Below are 24176 nucleotides of genomic sequence, written 5' to 3' on the forward strand. Positions count from 1 at the left end.
GATACCCCGCAGATTCACACCCAATTTCAGGTGTGCGAATTGTGTTTTCACCGATTCATGAAAGATGCATTTCCTGCTGCATCTCACGCAGTCACGATCCGTGATGTAGGACTCACCATACGGAGGTTGGGGAGATAGAACACTAGGTACGATCCTAGGGTTTAGTAGGGTCTTGACGTTCGCTAGCCGCACTTTGCAACATTTAAGCTCAACTAGCTGCAGTTTTACTTTAAAAAGCAGGGCCTATCGCTCGGATAAAGTTTTTACGTAATGAAATTCGATTGACTTAGGCCATGCGCTAGGCCACAGTATTAAGTAGCAAGCAGTTCACATCACAAGTAATTTTTCGACGACACCGCGGGAGATACTGTGGAGCATCACCCCCGCACCGATGTACAACTCGCTGCACTTCCCACAAATACACTTAGCTTCATTACCGCAAGGCAGTGAAGTCTATACAAGGAGGCTTTCCCATGGCTTTGGATACGGCAACAGAAACCGCAACAGCACAAGCATCCGGCACTGCGGCAACGGACAAGTTTAAGAAGACCCGCGCACCGCACGCGGATACTTCCCCGGAGCGCGCAGCAGCCATCTACAAGGATCTCTTCAAGGCTTTTGAAGAAATCACCTTGAAGCACCAGATCACCTACGACGAGTACGAAGTTGTTAAGTGGTGGATGATTCAGGTCGGCGAAAACGGCGAGTGGCCACTGTGGCTGGACGTCTTCTACGAGCACGTTGTGGAAAAGGCTAACTACGACCGCAAGGGCTACACCGGCACCCAGGGTTCCATTGAGGGCCCTTACTACGTAGACAACTCTCCTAAGCTTCCTGCTGAGTGCGAGATGCCAATGCGCGATAAGGACCGCGAAGCACAGGCACTGTACTTCACTGGTCAGGTCACCGACATCGACGGCAATGGTCTCGGCGGCGCTACCGTTGAGCTGTGGCACGCGGATGAGGAGGGCTACTACTCCCAGTTCGCGCCAAATATCCCAGAGTGGAACCTGCGCGGCACCATCGTGACCGATGAAGAGGGCAACTACAACATCAAGACCCTGCAGCCTGCTCCTTACCGTATTCCTCACGACGGCCCAACTGGCTGGTTCATTGATTCCTACGATGGCCACCCATGGCGCCCAGCGCACCTGCACCTGCGCATCAAGCACCCTGGCTACCGCACCATCACCACCCAGCTGTACTTCGTTGGTGATGAGCACCTGCAGGATGACGTTGCTTCCGCAGTTAAGCCTGAGCTGGTTCTGGATCCTCAACCACAGGCAGATGGTTCCAACAAGGTTGTTTACCCATTCGCGCTGGATAAGGAAGACTAATCCTCTCCGCTAGTTAAACCCCTATCGCCTCGTGTTCACAGTGGCCGCCACGGCTAATGTGGGATACGAGGCTTTAGTCATGAAAGGACGCATAATTACATGTCAGCACCCATTATTGAAGCTATTGAAACCCGAATCTTAGATGTTCCACTTATCCGTCCGCACGGATTCGCGACTTTTACCGCTAATGAGCAGCCTATTTTACTCGTGCAGGTCAAGCTGTCGGACGGGTCCACGGGATTCGGCGAGGGTGTCGTACCTGGTGGCGCTTGGTGGGGCGGGGAGACGGTTGAGACCATGCAGGTCATCGTCGAAAAATACCTGGCACCGGCCACCATTGGCCGTAAGGCTTCGGAGATTTCCGGCATCGTGCACGATTGGGAACGCCACGTTGCTAACATGCGCTTTGCCAAGGCCGGGCTAGAGATCGCTCTTTTCGATGCCTACGCACGCTCGCTGAACATCCCACTCGCAGACCTCCTCGGCGGCAAGTTCCGCGACAGCCTCGACTGCACCTGGGCACTCGGCGTACTGCCGCTCGAGCAGGCCGTAGCCGAGGTTGAAGAGCGCATTGCTTCACATGGGCACAAGTCCTTCAAGCTCAAGATGGGCTCTGGCGATCCAGCAACAGACGTTTCCCGCATTGCAGAGCTTGTCGATGCCCTCGATGGCCGCGTCTCCTTCCGCATCGACATCAACGCCCGCTGGGACCGTCTAACTTCTCTGCGCTTCCTCCCAGTTCTCGCTGAGGCCGGCGTAGAGCTCTTTGAACAGCCAACCCCCGCCGATGACTTGGACACCCTCCGCGAGATCACCCAGCGCATTGGCGTGCCTGTCATGGCCGATGAGTCCGTCTGCTCCCCTGCCGATGCGCTCGCCGTAGTCAAGAAGCAAGCCGCCGACGTCGTCGCCATCAAGACCACCAAGCTCGGCGGTCTGCTCGCTTCCAAGAAGACCGCCGCCATCGCTGAGAGCGCCGGTCTCGCCTGCCACGGCGCCACCTCCCTGGAAGGACCTTTCGGCACCGCCGCTTCCCTACACTTCTGCGCCTCAACGCCAGCCGTCACCTACGGCACTGAGCTCTTCGGCCCAATGCTACTGAAGGAAACCTACGTCGAAAACGACATCGAGTACCGCGACGGCCAAGTCTTTGTCCCCGAAGGTCCCGGCACCGGGTTGAACCCTGACTGGGATCAGATCGAGAAATTCACGCGAAAGTAGAAAGGAATACGAATGCTGTTTTTGGCACGCATGGATGTAAATTTCCCCGATTCACTCACCCCTGAACAAACCGCTGACTTCCAGGCCCGCGAGAAGGAATACTCCGGCAACTTGCAAGAAAAAGGCATCATGCGCGCCATCTGGCGCGTCGTCGGCGAGTACGCCAACTACTCCATCTTCGACGTCGATGACCACGATGAGCTGCACACCATCCTCAGCGGCTTCCCCATGTTCAAATACATGGACGTAAAAATCACGCCACTGGCCAAGCACCCCAACGCGTTGAAGTACTACCTGCGCGAGGACTAAATAATTGAAGCCCAGGCATCACTGCACTTAAATTGCCGGATGCTCGGGCTTTTTAGATCTCCGGGTAGTTTATGAGCGAAAAGCTCCCGTCGGTGCTGGGGAGCTGCTGTTTACCAGAGCGAGAAGAGCTTCTGGGTTGTCCACGCTCACCCGAATGTGATTTCCACTGTGAGTGACAATACGCATTGTGGCTGGTCCCGCATGGTAAGACCAAGAACCATCTAAGATATGCACGCCTAGCGTGGCGCGCTCTGACAAAGGAGCGCTACTGAGCAGTTCAATGTTCTTGATGTCTGAAATATCGATGGTACGCACCGGAATCCACAGCGCGAATATTTTGATACGCTGCGGATTTGCATCGACGGCGATATTGAAAGCGGCAATCACCATGGTTGCGACGGCCAGAATTGCCGCAACAGTGTAGTCATTGCTCCAGAAGAAGAATGCAGTAAGCACTGCGAAAATGACGACGATTGCGCCCTTGAAAGCATTGAAACCAAATACTCTAGAGTGAAAATTTAAACTAGCTTTAGACATGGAAAATAACCTTTCTTACTTCCAAAACCAGAAGTAAAGTGCAAAAAATCAACTGTACTAATGGCTAAGGAGAAGGTTATTTCCAAAAAGCCCGAGCATCACTGCACTATAATTGCAGGATGCTCGGACTTTTCTAATGAGCTCGTAAGAAAGCTGCCGGGCTGCTTTCTTACTTCACGACCAGGTTAACCATGCGTCCAGGGACGTAAATCTTCTTGACCACGGTCTTGCCATCGGTAAGCGCGACGATCTTTTCATCGGCAAGCGCGGCGGCCAGTACCGTTTCCTGATCGGCATCTGCTGGCACGGATACGCGGGACTTGACCTTGCCCATGACCTGGATTGGAATCTCAATCTCATCGTCCTTGAGCCACTTCTCATCAAAGGTTGGGAAGTCAACGAAGGTGATGGTGTCCTCGTGGCCGAGCTTATTCCACAGCTCCTCCGCGATGTGCGGTGCAACCGGCGCCGTCATGATCAATGCTGGCTCAATCGCAGCACGTGGAACACTCTTGCCGTAGTTCTTAGTCAAGTAGTTGGTGTACTCAATCAACTTCGCCACAGCAGTGTTCGCGCGCAGGTGGTCGTAGTCATCGCGAATACCGGCGACGGTGCGGTGCAGTTGCTTCAAGTCTTCATCGTTAAGCTCTGCATCCGTAACCGTGGTTTCACCGGTGGTCTCATCAACGACCAGGCGCCACAGGCGCTGCAAGAAGCGCTGCGCACCGACGACATCCTTGGTTGCCCACGGACGTGAGGTATCCAAAGGACCCATCGACATCTCGTAAACACGCAGGGTGTCCGCGCCGAATTCCTCACAGAAATCATCCGGGCCAATCGCATTCTTCAGCGACTTGCCCATCTTGCCGTATTCCTGGTTGACCTCTTCTCCGTTGTAGAAGAACTTGCCGTCCTTCTCCTCTACCTCGGCTGCTGGCACGTAGATGCCGCGGGAATCGGTGTAGGCATACGCCTGGATGTAGCCCTGGTTATACAGGCGACGGTATGGCTCCTTGGAGGTGACATGGCCCAAGTCATAGAGCACCTTGTGCCAGAAACGGGAGTACAGCAAGTGCAGCACGGCGTGCTCCACACCGCCGACGTACAGGTCAACGCCACCTGGATCATTCGGGCCGTGAACATCTGGCTGTGGACCAGTCCAGTAACGCTCATTCTCAATATCTACTACTGCCTCATCATTGACCGGGTCAATGTAGCGCAGCTGGTAGAAGGAAGAACCAGCCCACTGCGGCATGACATTCGCGTCACGGTAGTAGGTCTTGGTGCCCTCACCCAGGTCGAGTTCAACCGCAATCCACTCCTTGGCCTTCGCCAATGGTGGCTGTGGCTCGGAATCAGCATCATCCGGATCGAAGGACACCGGCTGGTAGTCCTCGACCTCTGGCAGTTCAATCGGCAGCATCGACTCAGGCAGTGCGTGTGCCTGGCCGTCTTCGTCGTAGACGATTGGGAAAGGCTCGCCCCAGTAGCGCTGGCGGGCAAAGAGCCAGTCACGCAACTTGTACTGGATCTTCTCAACGCCTAAGTCCTTGGACTCCAACCATTCAATGGTCTTGGCGATGGCATCGGACTTGCTCAGACCATTAATGTCTAGGCCATTATCGTTCGCGGAGTTCACCACGGTGCCTTCACCGGTGTATGCCTCTTCGGTGATGTCGCCGCCGGCAACAACCTCGGTGATAGGAAGCTCAAACTCAGTAGCGAACTCGTAGTCACGGGTATCGTGCGCTGGCACAGCCATAATCGCGCCGGTACCGTAGCCCATCAGCACGTAGTCACCAATGAAGATTGGGATCTGCTTGCCGTTGACCGGGTTGGTGGCATAAGCACCGATGAATACACCGGTCTTTTCCTTGTTTTCCTGACGCTCCAGCTCCGTCTTGGACGCAATGTCCTTCAGGTAAGCATCGATAGCATCCTGTGGGTTGCTCTTGCCGTAGGTCCACTTGGTGTTGATATCCGCACCGTAATCTTCGGTGCTTGCCAGTTCCTTCACCAGCTCGTGCTCAGGAGCCAGCACCATGTACTCAGCACCGAACAAGGTGTCAGGACGGGTAGTAAATACGCGGATGTCATGGCCCTGGGCATCGAAAGTTACTTCTGCACCGCGGGAACGGCCAATCCAGTTGCGCTGCATGGACTTGACCTTGTCCGACCAATCCAGCAGCTCCAGGTCATCCAACAAGCGATCCGAGTACGCGGTAATACGCATCATCCACTGGCTCAAGTTCTTGCGGAAGACTGGGAAATTGCCGCGGTCAGAGCGGCCATCAGCAGTAACTTCCTCATTCGCCAAAACCGTACCCAGACCCGGGCACCAGTTCACAGTGGAGTTGGACAAGTAAACCAGGCGGAACTCATCGACAGCCTTAGCCTGCTCAGCCTTAGACAAGTCGTTGTAAACAGCACCATCCTTGGTGGTGCGGGTGCCTGCTTCTAATTCCGCGATCAGTTCAGAAACTGGACGCGCCTTGTTCTGATCCTCATCGAACCAAGCGTTGTAAATCTGCAGGAAGATCCACTGCGTCCACTTATAGAATTCCGGATCCGTAGTAGCTACCGAACGGCGCTGGTCATGACCCAGGCCCAGCATGCCCAGCTGACGACGCATGTTTTCAATATTCGCCATCGTGGTCGTGCGTGGGTGCGTACCAGTTTGAATAGCGTACTGCTCCGCCGGCAGACCGAAAGCGTCATAACCCAAAGTGTGCAAAACGTTCTTGCCCAGCATGCGGTTATAGCGCGCAAAGACGTCAGTTGCGATATAACCCAGCGGGTGACCAACGTGAAGACCCGCACCGGAAGGATAAGGGAACATGTCCTGGACAAAGAGCTTGTCCTTAGGCAATGGCTTATCGGTGGCTAACTTCCCTACTGGGTTGGCGGCATCAAAAGTGCCGTTATCAATCCAGTACTTCTGCCAGCGCTGTTCAATCTCAGTCGCCAGTTCCGGGGTATAGCGGTGCGTAGTGGTTTCACTAGGGTTCGTCATAGCATCACAGTCTAGTAGGTCAACCCACCAGCAGCGTAAGTTGGATACTTCTCCCCTGCGCTTAGCCACATCACGATGTCGAGTCCATCGCACTCAGGTCGCTGGCACGTCTCCCCCGGCGCGCTCAAAAGTTATGTTGAGCAGGCCAATTAGCAAACCAGAAATTGCTTTATGAACAAAATATTTCCTAGTTGCTTATTGTTTGCTGGCAATTAACTTTGATTTCTCTGCCTAGCAACTTTGGGTTCCTAGCCTGTGGATGTTCAATTCATTTCTTGCTTAAAGGAAAATTTAATGCGTCGTTTTAATCGCGCTATCGCGATCGCTGCTGGCTTGGCTATCTCCGCAACTGTTGTTGCTCCGGTTTCTGCCCAGGAATCCAACGGCCCGAAGAACATCATCTACATGATTGGTGATGGCATGGGCTACAACCACGTTGCTTATAACAACCTCTACGAATCCGGCCAGTCCAAGTACTTGGTTGACGGCGAGTTCGGTTCTGAAGACATTAAGGAACAAGAGGGCAACTCCGTTCAGTCTTATGAGGACTTCAACCGCCTATCGCAGACCACCTACTCCATGGGCGGTTCCTATGATCCAGAGCAGGCTTGGGCCAGCCATGAGTACGTGCAGGAAGGCATCATCACTGACTCTGCCGCTGCAGGTACCGCGATGGCTACTGGCACCAAGGTAGAAAACGGCGTGTTGGGTATGTCCAACTATGGACACGCCATGGAAAACCTCTCTGAGATGGCTATCAAGCAGGGCAAGTCTGCTGGTGTCGTTTCTTCCGTACCTTTCTCGCATGCAACCCCTGCTGCTTTCGCAGCTCACAACCCGGATCGCAACGCTTTTGACGAGATCGCCAAGGAGATGTTTGAGTCCGACTTGAGCGTCATCATGGGCGCTGGTCACCCGCTTTACGATGACAGCAATAACCTCCGCGCTACTCCAGCCTACGAATACATCGACCAGCCAGAATTCGATGCTTTGGCATCTGGTGAGTCCGACTGGGAATTCATGGAAAACAATGAGCAGTTCGAGGCACTCGCCAACGGCGAAGTTGCTGAAGGCGGCAAGTACTTCGGTATCCCTCAGGTTGGCTCAACCTTGCAGCAAGGCCGCACGGGCGATGAGAACTCCACCCCATACAGCGACCCGATGAATGACGTGGTTGATTTGCCAACCATGACCACTGGCGCGCTGAATGTCCTGGGCCAGGACGAAGATGGTTTCACTGTCATGATTGAGGGCGGCGCTATTGACTGGACTGGTCACGCTAACCAGTCCGCACGTGAGATTGAAGAAATGCAGGACTTCAACGCTTCCGTTGACGCCGCCATCGAGTGGGTTGAGACCAACTCCAACTGGGAAGAAACCCTGTTGATTGTTACCGCTGACCACGAAACCGGCTACCTCTCCGGCATGAACGAGCCAGAAGAAGGCAAGTGGAATGTCATGGCCGGTGACACGTCTACCCTGCCAACTCACGAGTGGTACTCCGGCGACCACACCAACCAGGTAGTTCCTTTCTTCTTCAAGGGCGCGGGCTCTGAAGACATCATGGGCCAGGTCAAGGGCACCGACCCAGTGCGCGGTGGTTACATTGACAACACTGACATCGCAAAGCTAGCGAAAAACACCTGGTGGACCGACAGCAGCAACAACGGTGGAAACGACGATGATGACAAGAAGCCTGTTGCTTCTGGTTCCAGCAACGCCTTCTCTGGGCTTGCTGGCGCGGGCATCATGGCTGCTGTCATTGGTGCACTGGTAGCACTCGCCCAGTCCCTGGGTGTTGTTACCATTGACACCTCTGCGATTGACCGCCTGATCCGTCAGTTCACCTAAGCTGCCGCTTGCTCCTGCGGGTGGTTAAATAGACGCATGAACGCACGCGTTATCTCCACCAATATTGCCGTCCCCCGCCACAATGCGGCTGGTACCTACAGCCGCACCGGGATCGATAAACAGCCGGCCGAATCCATCTCCGTGTTCGCGCCCGGACCAAATTACGGCGACGGCTCCGGCGTAACCGGAGATTTTATTGGCGATGACCAGCACCACGGCGGTGAACACAAAGCCGTGTATGCATTCTCGCGCGAAGAGCTGGACTTTTGGCAAGATGAGCTAGGTAGAAAGCTTTACGATGGCTCCTTTGGCGAAAACCTCACCACCCAGGGCATCGACCTGGGTGGTCTTGTCATCAATCAGCGCGTTCGAATTGGAACCGCGGTTCTAGAGGTCTCTGTCCCCCGTACCCCATGCGCGACTTTTGCTGCTTGGCTAGAAGAAAAAGGGTGGGTGAAAAAGTTCACGGCGCGTGGCGACTGCGGGGCTTATTTTCGAGTTATCTCCCCTGGCACCATCACCCCGGATGACGAGATAATTCTTGAAGAAGCACCGAGCCACGGCGTGACTATGGCTGAAGCGTTCGCCGTGAAGATGGGTGCCAAAGAAAACCTAGAAAAAGTGGTGAATGCCCATTGTTTACCTGGGCATCACCACGAACAGCTTGCACGCCGTTTAGAGCGGGTAAATTAGCCGTTTACAACGTGTGGGTAGGCAAGGCCTTTGAGGCCCTCCACACCGAACTCGACGCCGTAGCCGGAGTTCTTGGTACCACCGAATGGGATGCGTGGGTCCACGTTGCCGTGGGCATTGATCCAGGTGGTACCGGCTTCGAGCTGCGAGGCGACCTCAAGGGCGCGCTCGCGGTCAGCAGACCAGACTGAAGAACCAAGGCCCACATCGAGAGAGTTGGCCATCTCAATGGCTTCATCGACAGTCGAGTACTTAATAATCGGCAGGGCTGGGCCGAACTGTTCCTCGGCAACCAATGGGTTGTCGTTGTCGATATCAGCGACCAGGGTAGTAGGGAAGAAGTAACCCGGCTGGTCGTAGTCAGGCTCACCGCCGACAAGCACGCGTGCGCCGCCGTCCTTAGCAGCCTTGACCAGCTTGTCGACGATATCGAACTGCTGCTTATTCTGCAGCGGCCCCAGCACGTTTTCTTCTTCCAGACCCACGCCCATCGGCATATTCTTGGCCACCTCAACGAGCGCGTCAACGACCTCGTCATAGATAGATTCCGGAACGTACAGACGCTTCATCGCGGCACAGGTCTGACCAGTGTTGATGAAAGCTCCCCAGAAAAGTCCCTCGGCGATTTCCTTGGCGTTAACATCGTCAAGCACAATGCCAGCGTCGTTGCCGCCGAGCTCCAGAGTCACGCGCGCAAGGGAAGCGGCGGTCGATTCAACAATCTTGCGGCCAGTCTCGGTCGAGCCAGTGAACATCAGCTTGTCGATGCCCTGGCTCGTCGACAGCGCCGCACCCACCTTGCCATCGCCAGTGACGATGTTGAGCACGCCTTCTGGCAGCACACTGTTAATGACCTTGACCAGCGCCAGAACAGACAGCGGAGTGTATTCGGAAGGCTTCATGACAACCGTGTTACCCATGCGCAATGCTGGGGCCAGCTGCCATACGGAAATCATCATTGGCCAGTTCCATGGGCCAATTGCGCCAACCACGCCGAGTGGGCGGTAGAAGACCTTCGCCGTGGTCTCGCCGTCTTCCACAACGGTGTGGTCAGGAGACTCGAAGGAAGCGGTGGCACGCAGCCACGCCGAACATGCGCCGACCTCGAAGCGGGCATTCGGGCCGTTGAGCGGCTTGCCCTGTTCGCGAGAAAGTAGCTCCGCGAGGGGTTCTGCCGCAGCTTCGATGGCATCGGCAGCAGCGAGCAGCAGCTCATTGCGCTTTTCCTCACCCAGCTTGGCCCAGTCCTTTTGCGCCTCGCGGGCGCGCGCAATGGCTTGTTCCATATCTTCTGGGGTACCAGCAGGCGCAATGCCGACGACCTCACCGGTGGCTGGGTTTTTTACTTCATCGCCAGATTCCGCAACGATGGAATTGAGTAGGGAATCGTAGGTATCGAACTGAGACACGACGTGCTCCTTATTAGTTAGTAACCGTTAAAATCACACTAACCACTAGGATATAGCTCACGTCACTTTCGTGTTGTGTTTGCGCGCACAGTTGTTGTTTCCCAACGAGACTCTTACCCACCCGCCAGGCGATATAGTTGGGTTATGCCACATTTACCCGTCTCTCATCTGGATCTTAACCAGTGGCGCATTGCTTCAGACGAGGCTTTTGGCAAGCTGCATATCAACGCCCACGATCCCGCATTTTTCCAGGTAGAGCTAAGAGCCGCCACAGCAGGGGATGTGTCTCTATTTGATATGCGCACCGGCGCGCACTCTGTCACCCGGCGCGCTGGCGACATTCGGGACGCGGATATTTCCTATTGCAAGCTCAGTTTGCAGCTGCGCGGCAATTCAACGCTGCGCCAAGATGGCCGCGAATGTCAGCTAAATCCGGGGGATTTGGCTCTGTATGTCACCCACCGTCCGTATGAGCTGCAGTATTTACAGGACCAGCATTCGCTCGTCGTACTTTTTCCGCAGAGCTATCTGCACCTCACCCCAGTTCAAATCGAAACGATCACAGCACGCCCAGTTTCCCGCGACCATGGTCTGGGCAGGGTCATGGTTCCGCTCTTTGAACAGCTCGCAGACAATATCGAAGTCCTTGAAGGCCCACACGCAGGTGCGCTATTGCAGTCAGCGCTGAATATGTTGGTGGCGGTATTCGCCTCTGAGCTGGATTCGCAGCCTGAGAATTTGTTATTTGAGCAGGCACGAAAGTACATCGATAAGCATCTTGCTGACGCGGATTTGGGCCCACAGTCTATCGCCCAGGCGCTGTTTGTCAGCGTGCGTCAGCTGCACATGCGCTTTTCTGCGCATAAGACCACCGTGGGCGCCTATATTCGAACTAGGCGCTTGGAACGCATCCGCGCCGATTTAGCCAACCCCTTGCACAAAGGCGATTCCATCGCCACCGTTTCCGCGCGCTACGGCCTTCATGATCCTTCGCAGGTCTCGCGCGCTTTTAAAGCAGAGTTCCGAGAGTCACCGAGCGCCTTTCGCACCCGCGTCTTGCGACCATAGATAGGGGAGAAGAATATGACCCAGCAGTTCACCTACCAGGCACTTCCCATGCGCGTGCGCTTCGGCGTGCGGGCATTTGATGTCATCACAGAAGAGCTTGAACACCTTGGGATGAAAAAGGTTGTGGTGTTGTGTTCGCCGGGCCAGAAAGAACTGGGGCAGTTGCTTGCCGATGCCCTCGGCGCCTTCCATCTCACCACCATCCCCAAGGCAGTCATGCACGTGCCTCAAGAGCTAGCCGAGGATGTAATCGCCGAGGTTGAAAACTTAGGCGCTGATGGCTGCGTGAGCATCGGCGGTGGTTCTGCAATTGGACTGGGCAAAGCCGTGGCACTTGAGCTGGGATTGCCCACTATTGCCATTCCAACGACTTATGCCGGTTCAGAGATGACCACGGTCTGGGGGAGTACGGCTTCTGGCAAGAAGAAAACCGGCCGCGATGAGAAGGTCCTGCCCAAAAGTGTTATTTACGATCCCTCACTTAGCACGGACCTGCCCGTAGATACCTCCGTGACCAGCGGATTCAACGCCATCGCGCATGCTGTGGAGGCACTTTACGCACCCGATCGCTCACCAATTGTTTCGCTCATGGCAGAAGAGGGCGTTCGCGCATTAACCACCGCCTTGCCCGCGATTTCCGCCAACCCAGAAAGCCTTCAGGCGCGTAGCGATGCCCTCTATGGCGCCTGGCTCTGCGGCGCTTGCCTAGGCTCCACTACGATGTCGCTACACCACAAAATATGCCACGCTCTTGGCGGGACGCTCAACCTCCCACATGCGGAGACTCACACCGTGATGTTGCCGCATGTTCTAGCGTTTAACCAGCCAGAAATACCAACTGCTGTGGGGGCATTATCGCGTGCGCTCGGTGGCACGAAGAATCCCGCGAAACGACTGTGGGAGCTGGCCACCAAACTAGGAGCCCCTGCCTCCTTGGCATCGCTGGGAATGTCTTATGCAGATATCCCGCGTATCGCCCGCCAAGTACACGAGGAATCCTACGGAAACCCACGCGAAGCTTCCCTAGATAACATCACGCGAATTCTATTTACCGCATGGACTGGCGAGGATATTTTCCCGCGCTCGAACATGAGGTAACAGTTTGATTTCGATTGTTTGTTCGAACTAGCGCAAGAGTGATCGGTGGCTATATCATCATGTTTGAAAGTTAGTTCTAAACAGATGAGAATGTTATGGCTGATCATTTCTATGCAGTTAACAACCTATCCCAACCTTTAGCCCAACTTTACACCGCCGCCCGCTACGCCGAATATGACGCGTGGCTCAAGTTAATTCCTGAACTAGAAGAAGATTTCGAATTAGTTTCCGAACAGTGCGCCCGCCATTATGGGCAATCTGTCAAAGTAGTCACCAAAACTTTCCTCGCCCTACAACGTCTCACCAACGAATTGCCGCAGTTATACGCGGTGATTCAAAAGCACTGGCATTTGGCTTTCCCACGAGTTATCGCCATCGATACAGCCCTGTCGAAGCTCGGGAATGATGCAGGGGAGGACATCATCCAAGAGATAGACTGCAAGATTGCTCACTATCTCACTCCACGCCTAGAAAATCAGCAGCTCCCTTCGGCAAAACGCATCAGCCAGCGAGTCCGGGAGCTTGTCAATGAGTTCGATGACCGTGTTCCGGTGAAAGACCCACGGCCGCAGCGCCGCATGGTCAAAGACAAACTAACCGCTAACTCTTCCTCACTAGCGGTAGAAGCACCGCACGAAGAGATCCAAAGAGCCGAGGACTGCGTCAAAGCAACCGCTGATGCCCTAGGCATCAGCCGCGCGGAGGCCATGCTGCAAGTCCTCAGCGGCGACACCCCAGCCAAGGATGCAGTAACCAAGCTGGTGCTGTTTAGCGCAAAGGACATTGAGAACGCGCCAGCCTTCCTGCAAGGCTTCGGGTGGGTGGGCCCAGAGACCGTCGAAAGGCTGCGCGAGGGCGCAACCATCATCGACGCTGATGAAGCTGCTCATGCGGAGACAGCAAGCTACCAACCCACCGATGCCATCCGTACCTTCGTCGAAGGCCGCGATGGCACCTGCCGGTGGCCAGGCTGCTCGGTTCCCGCACAGAATTGCCAGCTGGATCACCGCCACAACTTTGATGAGGGTGGTCCGACCTCGCCGTCGAACCTGTTCGCCCTGTGCCAGCACCATCACAACATCAAGACTGATACTCGCGCGATGTATATCGTCGATCCCATCTCGGATGTCGTGTTCTGGCTCTTCGAGGACGGCACCTGGGTCTCTGACACAGCACAAGACGGACCTATCGGTAAAGGTGCGAAGAATTGGCTGCAGACTTTTGAACAAAAGATTGCAGCGCGGCGCAAGAATGCGCAGGAAAGTGCGCATGAGCTTGCCGATGCCATCGATGAATACTACAAAAAGCGCGCCGAAGAGGACAAGCGCGAGCAAGACCAGCGTGACATTATCGACGAGTTATGGGTCGATGACGTGAAATTAGCTCAAGCATTACTGCGCGAAGGTGACTTTGAGGGAGAAAATCCGCTCATGGCCAATGACAACGTCTTCGCGTTGCTCGAAGCTATCCACAAAATGGGCCTCGACCTCGACATTAATGACGGTATCGCGCCATGGGCACGGATTCAGAAGAAACTTCTGGAGCATGAACGCGCAGAGAATGAACGGCGGATTCTGGAGGAGGCTGAAAAGCTCGCGCACGAGCTTGCCGAAGAAATTATGAAGCAAAAAGAGAAAGGAAATGAAGAAACCGAGAAGTCAGAAGAATCGGAGGAACCCGCGAAGGTTCCTACCAATCCTGAAGACCCACCGTTCTAGCCCTTGAACTTCTCCACGAGGGCACGGGTAGCACTCGCCAACTGCTGAACATCAGCGCCGACGCAGACAAAGGATGCGCCAGCATCGATATAGGCCTGGGCCTGTTCGAGGTTGAAGGCATTGATGCCAACGAGCTTGCCGGCATCGCGGACTGCCTTGAAGGTCGTATCCACAGCAGCTAGCACGTCAGGGTGCTGTTGCTGGCCTAAAAGACCCATGGATGCAGCCAAGTCGGAAGGGCCGATGAAGATAGCATCGACGCCGTCGACAGCAGCGATTTCTGCGGCGTTTTCTACCGCTTCGGCAGACTCGACCTGGACGGTTAGGCTCACGGTCTCGCTCGCCTTGTTCAGGTAGTCATCGACGCCATTGAACCGGGAGGAACGTGCCAGTGCTGCACCGATACCGCGGACTCCGCGGGGTGGATAGTGCATCGCGGCGACTGCCTTTTCGGCTTGCTCGGCGTTGTGCACCATCGGAACCATGAGGTTTTGCGCGCCCAAGTCCAGGTACTGCTTGATCAGCACGGTGTCGTTGACTGGAATCCGTACCACTGGGGTAGCAGGATAGGCCGCAACAGTGCGCAACAAGCTGGTGATGGTTTCAAGGCCGTAAGGGGAGTGCTCGGCATCGATAAGCAGCCAATCGAAGCCTGCGGAAGCGACGATCTCTGCATTGGTTTCCGAACCCGACGAGATGAAGAGTCCTACCTGCGCGCTGTCCGCATCGGTGACGCGCTTGGCAAACGTGTCTGGAAGTTCTACTGGAAACGGCATGTGATTGCTCCTAGCTCGCCGTAGTCGGCGTGGACGGTATCGCCTGGGTGAACCCACATTGGTTTGGTGAACGACCCGGCCAGAATGATTTCGCCGGCCTTGAGGGTTTCGCCGTGCGCGTGCAGTTTGTTGGCCAGCCAGGCGACGCCCATCGCTGGGTGGTTGAGCACGGCCGCGGCGACGCCGGTGTCTTCGATGGATTCGTTGCGGTAGAGCAGGGCAGAGACCCACCGCAGGTCCACGGCGTCCGGGGCGACGGGGTTGCCGCCGTAGACCATGGCGCCAAGCGCGGCGTTGTCGGAGATGGTATCGACGATGGTGCGGCCTTCCATCTCAATGCGCGAAGACAGAATCTCGAGCGCGGGCACAACATATTCGGTCGCGCGCAGAACATCGAAGATGCTGGCATTCGGGCCGGACAGGTCCTCCTTGAGGACGAAGGCTAGCTCGACCTCGATGCGCACATTCGAGAACTGTGCGTGCTCGATGACAGAGCCGTTTTCAAAGATCTGGTCTTCGAAAATCGCGCCATAATCTGGCTCGGTGATGCCGGTGGCTTCCTGCATGACCTTCGAGGTCAGGCCAATTTTTCGGCCAACCAAGCGCTTGCCGTCGGCGACTTTTCGCTCGACCCACTTTCCCTGCACCGCGTAGGAATCTTCCACGGTCATATCGGGATAAGTTGCGGTCAAACGCGGAATCATGGTGCGGCTGTTTTCCGCTTCATGCAGTTGCTTAGCGATGTCTTCTAGCTGGTCTTGAGATAGCATCGTCGATTACTCCTCCTGCGATTAAAGCTGGTGACCCAACTTGTACTCGCCTTGCTTCCACTCTGGCATGTCCTGCTCGTCTTCTGCACGAGTGTAGGAGAAACCGTCGGCGCCGATGGTTTTTTCCAGCTCGGAGGCATCGGTGCGCTCGACCAGAGGAACGGGGTTGCCGTCGAGGTCCAGGACGCGGGAAGCGTCGGTGTACCAGGAAGGAACAACTGGGGTGCCCCACCAGTCGCGACGCTGGTTATCGTGCACGTCCCACACAACGACTGGGTTGTCTGGGTCGCCGGTGTAGTAGTCCTGGGTGTAGATTTCCACGCGGTGACCGTCTGGATCGCGCAGGTAGAGGTAGAAAGCGTTGGAGACGCCGTGGCGACCAGGGCCGCGCTCGATGGCATCGGACTTGCGCAGTGCGCCGAGCTTGTCGCAGATGGCCAAGATGTTGTGCTTTTCGTGGGTAGCGAATGCGATGTGGTGCATACGCGGGCCATCGCCGCCGGTCATCGCGGTGTCGTGCACGGTTGGCTTGCGGCGCATCCACGCAGCATAGGTAGTGCCCTTGTCGTCGCGGATTGCCTCGGTGACGCGGAATCCCAAGTCTTCCATGTACTTCTCAGCCTTAGGCACATCTGGGGTGACCTGATTGAAGTGGTCCAAGCGAACCAAAGCACCTGGGCTGTAAAGCTCATAGCGCCAAGCGAGACGCTCTACGTGGTCGACTTCGTAGAAGAACTCATAAGGGAATCCCAGTGGGTCTTCGACGCGGACGGAGTCACCGATGCCCTTGACGAAGCCATCCTTGTTGCGCTCGGTGCGGCAGCCGAGGTTCTTGTAGAAAGCTTCCGCTGCATCCACATCTTCTGGGGTGCGCACGCGGTAGCCGAATACGCCGACAGCCGCTTCTGGGCCCTGCTTCAGCACGATGTTGTGGTGGATGAACTCTTCCATGGAGCGCAGGTAGATCTCGTTGTCGTCTTCTTCGGTGACAACGAGGCCGAGAACATCGACATAGAATTCGCGCGACTTGGCCAGATCGGTAACAATGATCTCCATGTAGGCACAGCGCAGGATATCTGGGGCTTGGACTTCAGTCATGATGACTCCTAGTGGGGTTAAAAGGGGAGTGGTGGATAAAGGAAACTAGTTGGTTTGCTTGCCGAAGACTGGGTTGTGGACTTCGCCCAAGTTGATGTGAACAGCCTGCTGGTCGGTGTAGAAGTCAATGGAGCGGTAGCCGCCCTCATGACCCAGACCGGATGCCTTGACGCCACCAAATGGGGTGCGCAGGTCGCGGACGTTGTTGGAGTTCAACCAGACCATGCCGGCTTCGACGTTCTGCGCGAAGTTGTGGGAGCGCTTCAGGTCGGAGGTCCAGATGTAGGCAGCCAGGCCGTACTTGGTGTTGTTGGCCAGCTCGAGTGCTTCTTCGTCGGTGTCGAATGGCGTGATTGCTACGACTGGGCCGAAGATTTCTTCCTGGAAGATGCGTGCCGATGGATCCACGTCGACAAACACGGTTGGCTGTACAAAGTTGCCTTCTGGGAATTCTGCGGGGCGCTCGCCACCGGCGGCCAGCTTGGCTTCTTGCTTGCCAATCTCGATGTAGGAGGTGACCTTCTCGTAGTGCTCTGGGTGGACCAGTGCACCAACTTCGGTGGTTGGATCGGATGGAAGACCAACCTTGACGCGCTTAGCCTGCGCTGCGTAGCGCTCGACGAACTCGTCGTAGATGCCGCGCTGGACCAGGATGCGGGAGCCAGCGGTGCAACGCTCGCCGTTAAGGGAGAATACACCGAAGATGGTGGCATCGATAGCTGCGTCCAAGTCGGCATCATCGAAGACGACGGCGGGGGACTTGCCGCCGAGTTCCATCGACAAGCCCTTGAGGTGCGGTGCTGCGTTGCCGAAGATGATTTGGCCGGTGCGGGATTCACCGGTGAAAGAAATCAGTGGCACGTCTGGGTGCTTGACCAATGGGTCACCAGCGTAGCCCTCTTCACCGAAGCCGTTGACCAGGTTGAATACGCCCTTTGGCAAGCCAGCTTCCTCAAAGATGCCAGCCCACAGCTGAGCGGACAGCGGGGTGAACTCTGCTGGCTTGAGCACGACAGAGTTACCGGTAGCCAAAGCAGGTGCAAGCTTCCAGGACTCCAGCATGAACGGAGTGTTCCAAGGGGTAATCAGACCAGCGACGCCGATGGGCTTGCGGTTGACGTAGTTGATTTGGCGGCCTGGAACCTTGTAGGCATCATCGGCCTGCGCGACAATCAGATCTGAGAAGAAACGGAAGTTTTCTGCTGCGCGCTTTGCCTGGCCAGTGGCCTGGGTGATTGGCAGACCGGAGTCGAAGGACTCCCAGGTAGCCAGAACATCCGCGCGGGATTCCACAACGTCTGCAATCTTATCGAGGACGCGAGCCCGCTCACGAGGAAGCATGGAAGACCAAGGGCCGTTCTTGAAGGCATCGTTAGCTGCAGCGACTGCCTTGTCGATGTCTTCCGGCTTACCGGATGCGGCCTTGATGTAGGTCTGGTTGGTGACTGGGTCGATGACATCGAACTCATCGCCGTCGACGGATGGGACGAATTCACCGTTGATGTAGTGAAGGATCTTCTCTGGCAAATCCTGTGGCTTTGCTGCATCGTTGTTAGTCATTGTGCACTCCTTGTTCTTCGTGATGACTTTCGGAATTTAAACGTTGGCGGTAGGTCGTTGCGGTTGTCAGGCGGTGGTTGCGGGCTTGAGATTCGATGTAGAAATCTTCTGCCTGAGCTTCGATAAGCGCTACTAATCTGTCGTGCTCTTCTACTGATTGCTCTGCTCTGTGTGGCACATACCGAAAAGTAGAGACGCGGAAGTATTCGAGGTTCTCCCATTCATCGAAAAGCAACTGCACCAACCGAGCATTCGGGCACTTGCTAAACAACGTCTGGTGGAATTCTTTATTAAGGTGCGTGAACTCAAGAGGGTCGAAATTATTCAGCAGGTCCCGCATCTGTTGGTTGATGCGGCGGGCTTGGTTCAGATCCTCCGCGGTCAACAGTGGTGCGGACAGGGCAGTGGCTCGACCTTCTAACACCGCGATGGTCTCCATGGTTTCGAAGTACACCGCTTGGTTGTAAGTAGAAACCCGAGCGCCCACGTTGCGCTCATAGGTGACTAAACCTTCTGCCTCGAGCTGCCGGATGGCCTCGCGTACTGGAACGACGCTGACCTGCAGTGCATCGGCGATGGTCGAGAGCACCAAGCGGTATCCGGGTTCATATTCACGGGTGCGAATCTTCTCCCGGATCCACGCATAGGCCTGCTCCGCTTTGGATTGATTACTTAGTTGCGCTGTCATCAGGATTCGCCGCTAAGTATTCTTGGTAGGCCTCTTTGTTCTTGCCGGTTGGCGGGAACAATCCGTCTAGGCTTGCGCCTTCGGCAACGCGGGCTGCTACCCATTCGTCTTCGTGTTCTTTGCGCAGTGCTGCGTCCACGACTTCTTCGGCGATATCGCGTGGGATGACAAGAACGCCATCATCATCGCCGACGATGATATCTCCTGGCTGTACTGCCACTCCGCCACATGCGATGGTGATATCGGAATCCCATGGCACGTGCTTGCGGCCTAGAACTGATGGGTGCGGACCTTGGCTAAAGACCGGCAGGCCAATGCGCTTTACTTCTTCATAGTCACGCACAGCACCATCGGTAACCACGCCAGCTGCCTTATTAGCTTGCGCGCGCAGCGCCAGAATATCGCCCAAGGTTCCGGCCTCACGTGTGCTGCGGGCTTCGATGACGATGACTTCATCTTCGCGCACGGAATCAAAGACAGCCTTTTGCTCATTCAGTCCTCCACCGTGGGACTTAAACAGGTCCGGGCGGAAAGGAATAAAGCGCAAGGTACGAGCCACGCCGACCAGCTTGGTACCAGTGGTTTGCGGGAAGACACCTTCAATAAAGCAATCCACGTTGCCGCGGTTGCGCAGTTGAGCAGAAAGACCCGCGGTTGGAGCCTTCTGCAGCTTGGCCTTCAGCTCTGGCGAGATGGTCTGCTTATCTTCAACTGGTGGCAGACCAGCGGACTCACGGTCACCAAAAGCATCTTCGCGCTGCTTGTCATCCACATTCGGCAACATGCCCACTGCCGGGTCAAAGGAGGATTCGACCTCGACGACGGTGGTCTTCAAACGACCCGAAGTCACGCCACCAGGGACATCGACTTCTACCTCGACCACGTCACCAGGAACGATGACGGTCGAGCCAGCCGGGGTGCCGGTCAAGATAATATCGCCGGTCTCCAAGGTCATGTGCTGCGACAAGTCTGCAACAAATTGCGCCAGCGGGAAGATTAGATCTTCATCGGAGGTGCCGTCTTCTTGGACAACTTCGCCATTGACCCAGGTGCGCAGGCGCAGGGACTTGGGGTCGATACTTTGGGCATCGATAAGCTCTGGCCCAATCGGGGTGTAGCCATCGCGCGACTTGGAACGGGTGTTAGAGCCCTTATCCTGCGCCCGGTAGTCGTATAAACCGATATCATTGGCCGCGGTGACATAGCCAACATGCTCCCAAGCCTTGTCAAGGGAGACGTTGCGCGCCGGCTTGCCGATGATCAAAGCGACTTCACCTTCAAACGCCAACAACTCAGTGCCGGCGGGGCGTTCTACTACTCCGTCAGATTCCGCGAGAGTACTAGTTGCCTTAATGAAGTAGCTCGGATACTTAGGCCGACGTCCACGCTGTGCCGCCCGCGACTCAAACGCCACATGGACAGCAATCATTTTGCCCGGGTTATCCGGGAGGAACGAAGGAACAGTCACGAAGAATTCCTTTCTGCTCATTGATATTTGACACAAATCGTATATCATTTCATTCCATAGGGCAAGTGGGTCAACTCACAAACCTTCATAGACTACAAGCAGCACCACAACTGAAAGGGTTTCAATGACCACGACAACTAGCGTTTCGCGACGCGAACGCCGCAAAGTGCTTGCGGCCACCACGATCGGCACAGCCATCGAGTGGTACGACTACTTCCTTTATGCAGCGGTCGCCGGCCTCGTATTTAACAAGGTCATGTTCGGCCCACTGGAAGGTGGCCTAGCCAGCATCATCGCCTTTCTGACGGTGGGAATTTCCTTCCTTTTCCGCCCTCTGGGTGCCTTTTTAGCCGGGCACTATGGCGACCGCCTGGGCCGCCGCTTCGTCCTGATGGTCACCCTCTTTGCCATGGGTGGGGCAACCACCCTCATCGGCCTGCTGCCCACCTATGACACGCTGGGCTACCTTGCACCACTGCTGCTCATCCTGTTGCGCATCATTCAAGGTATTTCCGCAGGTGGCGAGTGGGGTTCCGCAGTCCTGCTCGCAGTTGAGCACGCGCCCAAGGAAAAGCGCGGCATGTTCGGCGCCGGCCCCCAGATTGGTGTACCCATCGGTCTTTTGCTGTCATCGGCAGTTTTATCCATCATGAACTGGGTTGCGCCAGGTGACGCTTTCATGGAGTGGGGCTGGCGCGTGCCCTTCCTACTTTCCATCGCCCTGGTAGCCGTGGGCTACTTCGTGCGCATGGGCGTTGATGAATCCCCTGTCTTTGAAGAGATGGCTGAGCGCAAGGAAGTCGAAGCCGAAAACCCAGCTAAGTTGCTGTTCAAGCGCTTTACCCCGCTGGTTATCGTCGCGGCTCTGGTCTTTGCTGGCAACGGCACCGTGGGTTATATGACCACCGGCGGCTACATCCAGTCTTATGCCTCCAACCCAGATGGCCCAGTAGGTCTTGCCCGCGGTGATGTTCTCAACGCGGTTACGCTCTCTGCATTTACCTGGATGCTCTTTACTTTGTTCGCGGGATTTATCTCCGACAAGATTGGCCGCCGCACGACCTACCTTATCGGTTTCGCGCTCCAAGCCATCGCCGCTGCAGCACTATTTCCACTGGTCAACACTGCTAACTTGGGTCTTTTGTACTTCGCACTTATTGCACTGACGGTCGGTCTGGGACTTACCTATGGCCAGCAATCCGCCATGTACGCAGAACTTTTCCCAGCGTCGATTCGCGCCAGCGGCGTATCAATCACCTACGCGCTGGGTTCCGTCCTGGGTGGTGCCTTCGCCCCAATGATCGCAGCGGCCCTTGTGGAAGCCACTGGCTCCACCACCGCGGTATCCATTTACCTGGTCAGCGCCTGTGTCATCGGCTTTATCTGTGCATTCCTACTAAAGGAACGCAAGGGCATCCCGCTGTCCAAAGACCACGAAGAAGAGCAATCTAGAAACCACTTCATCTTCAACTAGCGCTAAAACTCTTCTGTTTCATCTCTGTTTTGTGATTCGCTATTGCCCGACGGGTCAACATCATATATGATTCACCGCATAGGGTATGCGTCACAGTAGCGACAGCATTTAGTTGCCAGTCACGTTCACCTCTTTGAATCATCACACTCACTTTCAGATGAAACACCCCCTAGGAGAGCCCCATGCAGTTTCACCACAATGGCTATGTATCTGAAGATCCACGAATTTTGCCCGCCAAAGGTTACGGCGTAGACCGCGACACTGAGCTTCCAGACGAAATGGATGTGCTCATTGTTGGTTCCGGGCCAGCGGGCATGATTGCGGCGGCTCAGCTGTCCATGTTCCCAAACGTCAATACGCGCCTCATTGAGCGTCGCCCGCACCGTTTGAAGCTGGGGCAGGCTGACGGCATTCAGTCGCGTTCCGTGGAGACTTTCCAGGCCTTCGGCTTCGCTACCGAAATTACGGATGAAGCTTATGAGATCACTGAGATGTCTTTCTGGAACAAGGATCCTGAGAATCCAGAGAACATCGTTCGCGGTGCACGCCCGCTTGATGATGAATTTGGAATCTCTGAATTCCCACACTTGATTGTTAACCAGGCGCGCGTTTTGGATTACTTTGCCCGCTTTGCCAAGTACGGCCCGGCGCGCATCACTCCGGACTACGGCTGGTCTTTTGTGAGCCTGGAAGTTGAGCAAGACGGTGAGCGCCCAGTGGCTGTCACGGTGGAAGATACCGATGGCAATCAGCGCGTCATTCACACCAAGTATGTGGTTGGCTGCGACGGCGCGCATTCTGGTGTGCGTAAGTCCATCGGCCGCACGATGGCGGGGGATAAGGCGAACCATGCGTGGGGTGTGGCGGATGTTGTGGTGGAAACCAACTTCCCGGATTGGCGCACCAAGGCTGCGATTCACTCGAAGGCTGGCTCGGCACTGCACATTCCACGTGAGGGCGGCTACCTCTCACGCATGTACATTGACCTAGGTGAGGTTCCGGCGGATGACAATGGTCAGATCCGCAAGACCACCATTGACACCATCGTGGGCAAGGCGAATGAGATTTATGCGCCGTACACCATTGATGTTAAGGAAGTAGCGTGGCATTCGGTCTACGAGGTCGGTCACCGTCTGGTGGATTCTTTCCACGATCATGATGAGACTCCACGCGTTTTCCTCACCGGCGATGCTTGCCATACCCACTCCGCGAAGGCGGGTCAGGGCATGAATGTTTCCATGCAGGATGGTTTCAATATTGCGTGGAAGCTCGGGCATGTGCTGGATGGCCGTGCGCCGGAAGATTTGCTGTGCACGTACCACGGTGAGCGCCAGCCAGCGGCACAGAACCTTATTAACTTTGACCGCGAATGGTCCACGCTGATGGCTACTCCTGTTGAGGAACTCGAAGATCCAGAAGCTGTGGAGAAGTACTACGTGGCTGCGGAAGAGTTCGCCGCGGGCATGCTCACTGAGTATGCATCGAATGCCATCGTGGGCGATACGACCTATCAGGATCTGGCCACTGGTTTCCCGGTGGGCAAGCGGTTTAAGTCTTATGTTGCTAAGCGTCGCGCGGATGCGCGTCTGCTGCACCTTGGTCACCAGCATTTTGCCGATGGCCGCTACCGCATCTATGTTTTCGCCGACCAGACTGCACCAAGCACGGACGATCAGAACTCGCCGGTGGTGCAGTGGGCTGATGTTGTCAGCGAGGCCATTGCCAAGTACACGCCAGAGCGTGCCGATGAAAATGCTCTGGTTGATGTCAAGGTGATCTACCAGCAGCATCACCATACTTATGAGCATGCGGACGCCCCACGCATTTTCCGCCCTCTTAACGGTAGGTACAAGATCACCAACTGGGAGAACGTGTGGAATGCGGACAAGGACCAGGACATCTTTGATGCCCGTGGAATCTCTCGTGATGGCGCTGTTGTTATCGTGCGCCCAGATCAGTACGTCGGTGCGGTCTTGCCGCTTGATAAGCCAGAGCTTGTCGATGCCTACTTCGCCGGCAATCTCATCGCCCAGCAATAGCCTTCTAAAAGTAATTCACTGGCAAAATCACTTTAACGTTTGTCGAGTT

General features: G+C 55.6%; 19 protein-coding genes. 10 read left to right on the forward strand and 9 right to left on the reverse strand.

The window, feature by feature from the left end; all coding sequences use genetic code 11:
- Positions 1-473: 473 nt before the first annotated feature.
- The 3 genes from catA (at position 474) to catC (ending at position 2867) form a co-directional block, all read left to right on the forward strand.
- A complete protein-coding gene (gene catA / locus C5Y44_RS12250) occupies positions 474-1337 on the forward strand; it encodes a catechol 1,2-dioxygenase (protein WP_105325185.1) in 864 nt (287 codons plus the stop codon).
- A 99-nt stretch (positions 1338-1436) separates the two neighbouring features.
- On the forward strand, positions 1437-2558 hold the full coding sequence (locus C5Y44_RS12255) for a muconate/chloromuconate family cycloisomerase (RefSeq protein ID WP_105325186.1): 1122 nt from the start codon (positions 1437-1439) through the stop codon (positions 2556-2558).
- A gap of 12 nt (positions 2559-2570) precedes the next feature.
- A complete protein-coding gene (gene catC / locus C5Y44_RS12260; protein ID WP_105325187.1) occupies positions 2571-2867 on the forward strand; it encodes a muconolactone Delta-isomerase in 297 nt (98 codons plus the stop codon).
- A 69-nt stretch (positions 2868-2936) separates the two neighbouring features.
- Here the strand turns inward: catC and C5Y44_RS12265 are convergent, their stop codons facing one another.
- Positions 2937-3404 (reverse strand): hypothetical protein, encoded by a 468-nt coding sequence (locus C5Y44_RS12265; RefSeq protein WP_105325188.1) that lies wholly within the window; start codon positions 3402-3404, stop codon positions 2937-2939.
- A gap of 169 nt (positions 3405-3573) precedes the next feature.
- Positions 3574-6417 carry a leucine--tRNA ligase gene (gene leuS / locus C5Y44_RS12270; protein ID WP_105325189.1) on the reverse strand — a complete coding sequence of 948 codons (2844 nt, stop codon included), beginning with the start codon at positions 6415-6417 and terminating at the stop codon, positions 3574-3576.
- Between the two features lie 294 nt (positions 6418-6711).
- Between leuS and C5Y44_RS12275 the strand changes: the two genes are divergently transcribed.
- Both C5Y44_RS12275 and C5Y44_RS12280 read left to right on the forward strand, forming a co-directional pair.
- Positions 6712-8268, forward strand: coding sequence for an alkaline phosphatase (locus C5Y44_RS12275; protein ID WP_105325190.1), 1557 nt, complete (start codon positions 6712-6714; stop codon positions 8266-8268).
- Positions 8269-8304: 36 nt separating this feature from the next.
- Positions 8305-8961 (forward strand): MOSC domain-containing protein, encoded by a 657-nt coding sequence (locus C5Y44_RS12280; RefSeq protein WP_105325191.1) that lies wholly within the window; start codon positions 8305-8307, stop codon positions 8959-8961.
- Here C5Y44_RS12280 and C5Y44_RS12285 read toward each other — a convergent pair.
- Positions 8958-10370: an aldehyde dehydrogenase family protein gene (locus tag C5Y44_RS12285; RefSeq protein ID WP_105325192.1), complete on the reverse strand. Its 1413-nt coding sequence runs from the start codon at positions 10368-10370 to the stop codon at positions 8958-8960. The genes C5Y44_RS12280 and C5Y44_RS12285 overlap by 4 nt on opposite strands.
- Before the next feature lie 144 nt (positions 10371-10514).
- On the opposite strand from C5Y44_RS12285, the gene C5Y44_RS12290 reads away from it, so the two are divergent.
- The 3 genes from C5Y44_RS12290 (at position 10515) to C5Y44_RS12300 (ending at position 14254) form a co-directional block, all read left to right on the forward strand.
- Positions 10515-11438 (forward strand): helix-turn-helix domain-containing protein, encoded by a 924-nt coding sequence (locus tag C5Y44_RS12290; protein ID WP_105325193.1) that lies wholly within the window; start codon positions 10515-10517, stop codon positions 11436-11438.
- A gap of 15 nt (positions 11439-11453) precedes the next feature.
- Positions 11454-12536 (forward strand): maleylacetate reductase, encoded by a 1083-nt coding sequence (locus C5Y44_RS12295; RefSeq protein WP_105325194.1) that lies wholly within the window; start codon positions 11454-11456, stop codon positions 12534-12536.
- A gap of 95 nt (positions 12537-12631) precedes the next feature.
- A complete protein-coding gene (locus C5Y44_RS12300) occupies positions 12632-14254 on the forward strand; it encodes an HNH endonuclease signature motif containing protein (protein ID WP_105325195.1) in 1623 nt (540 codons plus the stop codon).
- Here C5Y44_RS12300 and C5Y44_RS12305 read toward each other — a convergent pair.
- The 6 genes from C5Y44_RS12305 to C5Y44_RS12330 are packed head-to-tail and all read right to left on the reverse strand — an operon-like array spanning position 14251 to position 20614.
- Entirely contained in the window at positions 14251-15030 is a 780-nt protein-coding gene (locus tag C5Y44_RS12305) for an HpcH/HpaI aldolase/citrate lyase family protein (protein ID WP_105325196.1), read from the reverse strand. The two genes, C5Y44_RS12300 and C5Y44_RS12305, sit on opposite strands and share 4 nt — an antisense overlap.
- On the reverse strand, positions 15015-15800 hold the full coding sequence (gene hpaH, locus C5Y44_RS12310) for a 2-oxo-hept-4-ene-1,7-dioate hydratase (protein ID WP_105325197.1): 786 nt from the start codon (positions 15798-15800) through the stop codon (positions 15015-15017). Before hpaH ends, C5Y44_RS12305 begins: the two co-directional genes overlap by 16 nt.
- Positions 15801-15821: 21 nt before the next feature.
- Positions 15822-16898 (reverse strand): 3,4-dihydroxyphenylacetate 2,3-dioxygenase, encoded by a 1077-nt coding sequence (hpaD, locus tag C5Y44_RS12315; protein ID WP_105325198.1) that lies wholly within the window; start codon positions 16896-16898, stop codon positions 15822-15824.
- A 45-nt stretch (positions 16899-16943) separates the two neighbouring features.
- Entirely contained in the window at positions 16944-18458 is a 1515-nt protein-coding gene (gene hpaE / locus C5Y44_RS12320) for a 5-carboxymethyl-2-hydroxymuconate semialdehyde dehydrogenase (protein ID WP_105325199.1), read from the reverse strand.
- Positions 18451-19146 carry a GntR family transcriptional regulator gene (locus tag C5Y44_RS12325; RefSeq protein ID WP_105325200.1) on the reverse strand — a complete coding sequence of 232 codons (696 nt, stop codon included), beginning with the start codon at positions 19144-19146 and terminating at the stop codon, positions 18451-18453. The genes hpaE and C5Y44_RS12325 overlap by 8 nt, the downstream gene beginning before the upstream one ends.
- Positions 19127-20614, reverse strand: coding sequence for a fumarylacetoacetate hydrolase family protein (locus tag C5Y44_RS12330; protein ID WP_105325201.1), 1488 nt, complete (start codon positions 20612-20614; stop codon positions 19127-19129). Before C5Y44_RS12330 ends, C5Y44_RS12325 begins: the two co-directional genes overlap by 20 nt.
- Before the next feature lie 124 nt (positions 20615-20738).
- Between C5Y44_RS12330 and C5Y44_RS12335 the strand changes: the two genes are divergently transcribed.
- Positions 20739-22088 carry an MFS transporter gene (locus tag C5Y44_RS12335; RefSeq protein ID WP_105325202.1) on the forward strand — a complete coding sequence of 450 codons (1350 nt, stop codon included), beginning with the start codon at positions 20739-20741 and terminating at the stop codon, positions 22086-22088.
- Positions 22089-22270: 182 nt separating this feature from the next.
- Positions 22271-24127, forward strand: coding sequence for an FAD-dependent monooxygenase (locus C5Y44_RS12340; protein ID WP_105325203.1), 1857 nt, complete (start codon positions 22271-22273; stop codon positions 24125-24127).
- Positions 24128-24176 lie beyond the last annotated feature (49 nt).

Source organism: Corynebacterium sp. J010B-136 (genome assembly GCF_002967075.1).
In the GTDB taxonomy this organism is placed as follows: Bacteria; Actinomycetota; Actinomycetes; order Mycobacteriales; family Mycobacteriaceae; genus Corynebacterium.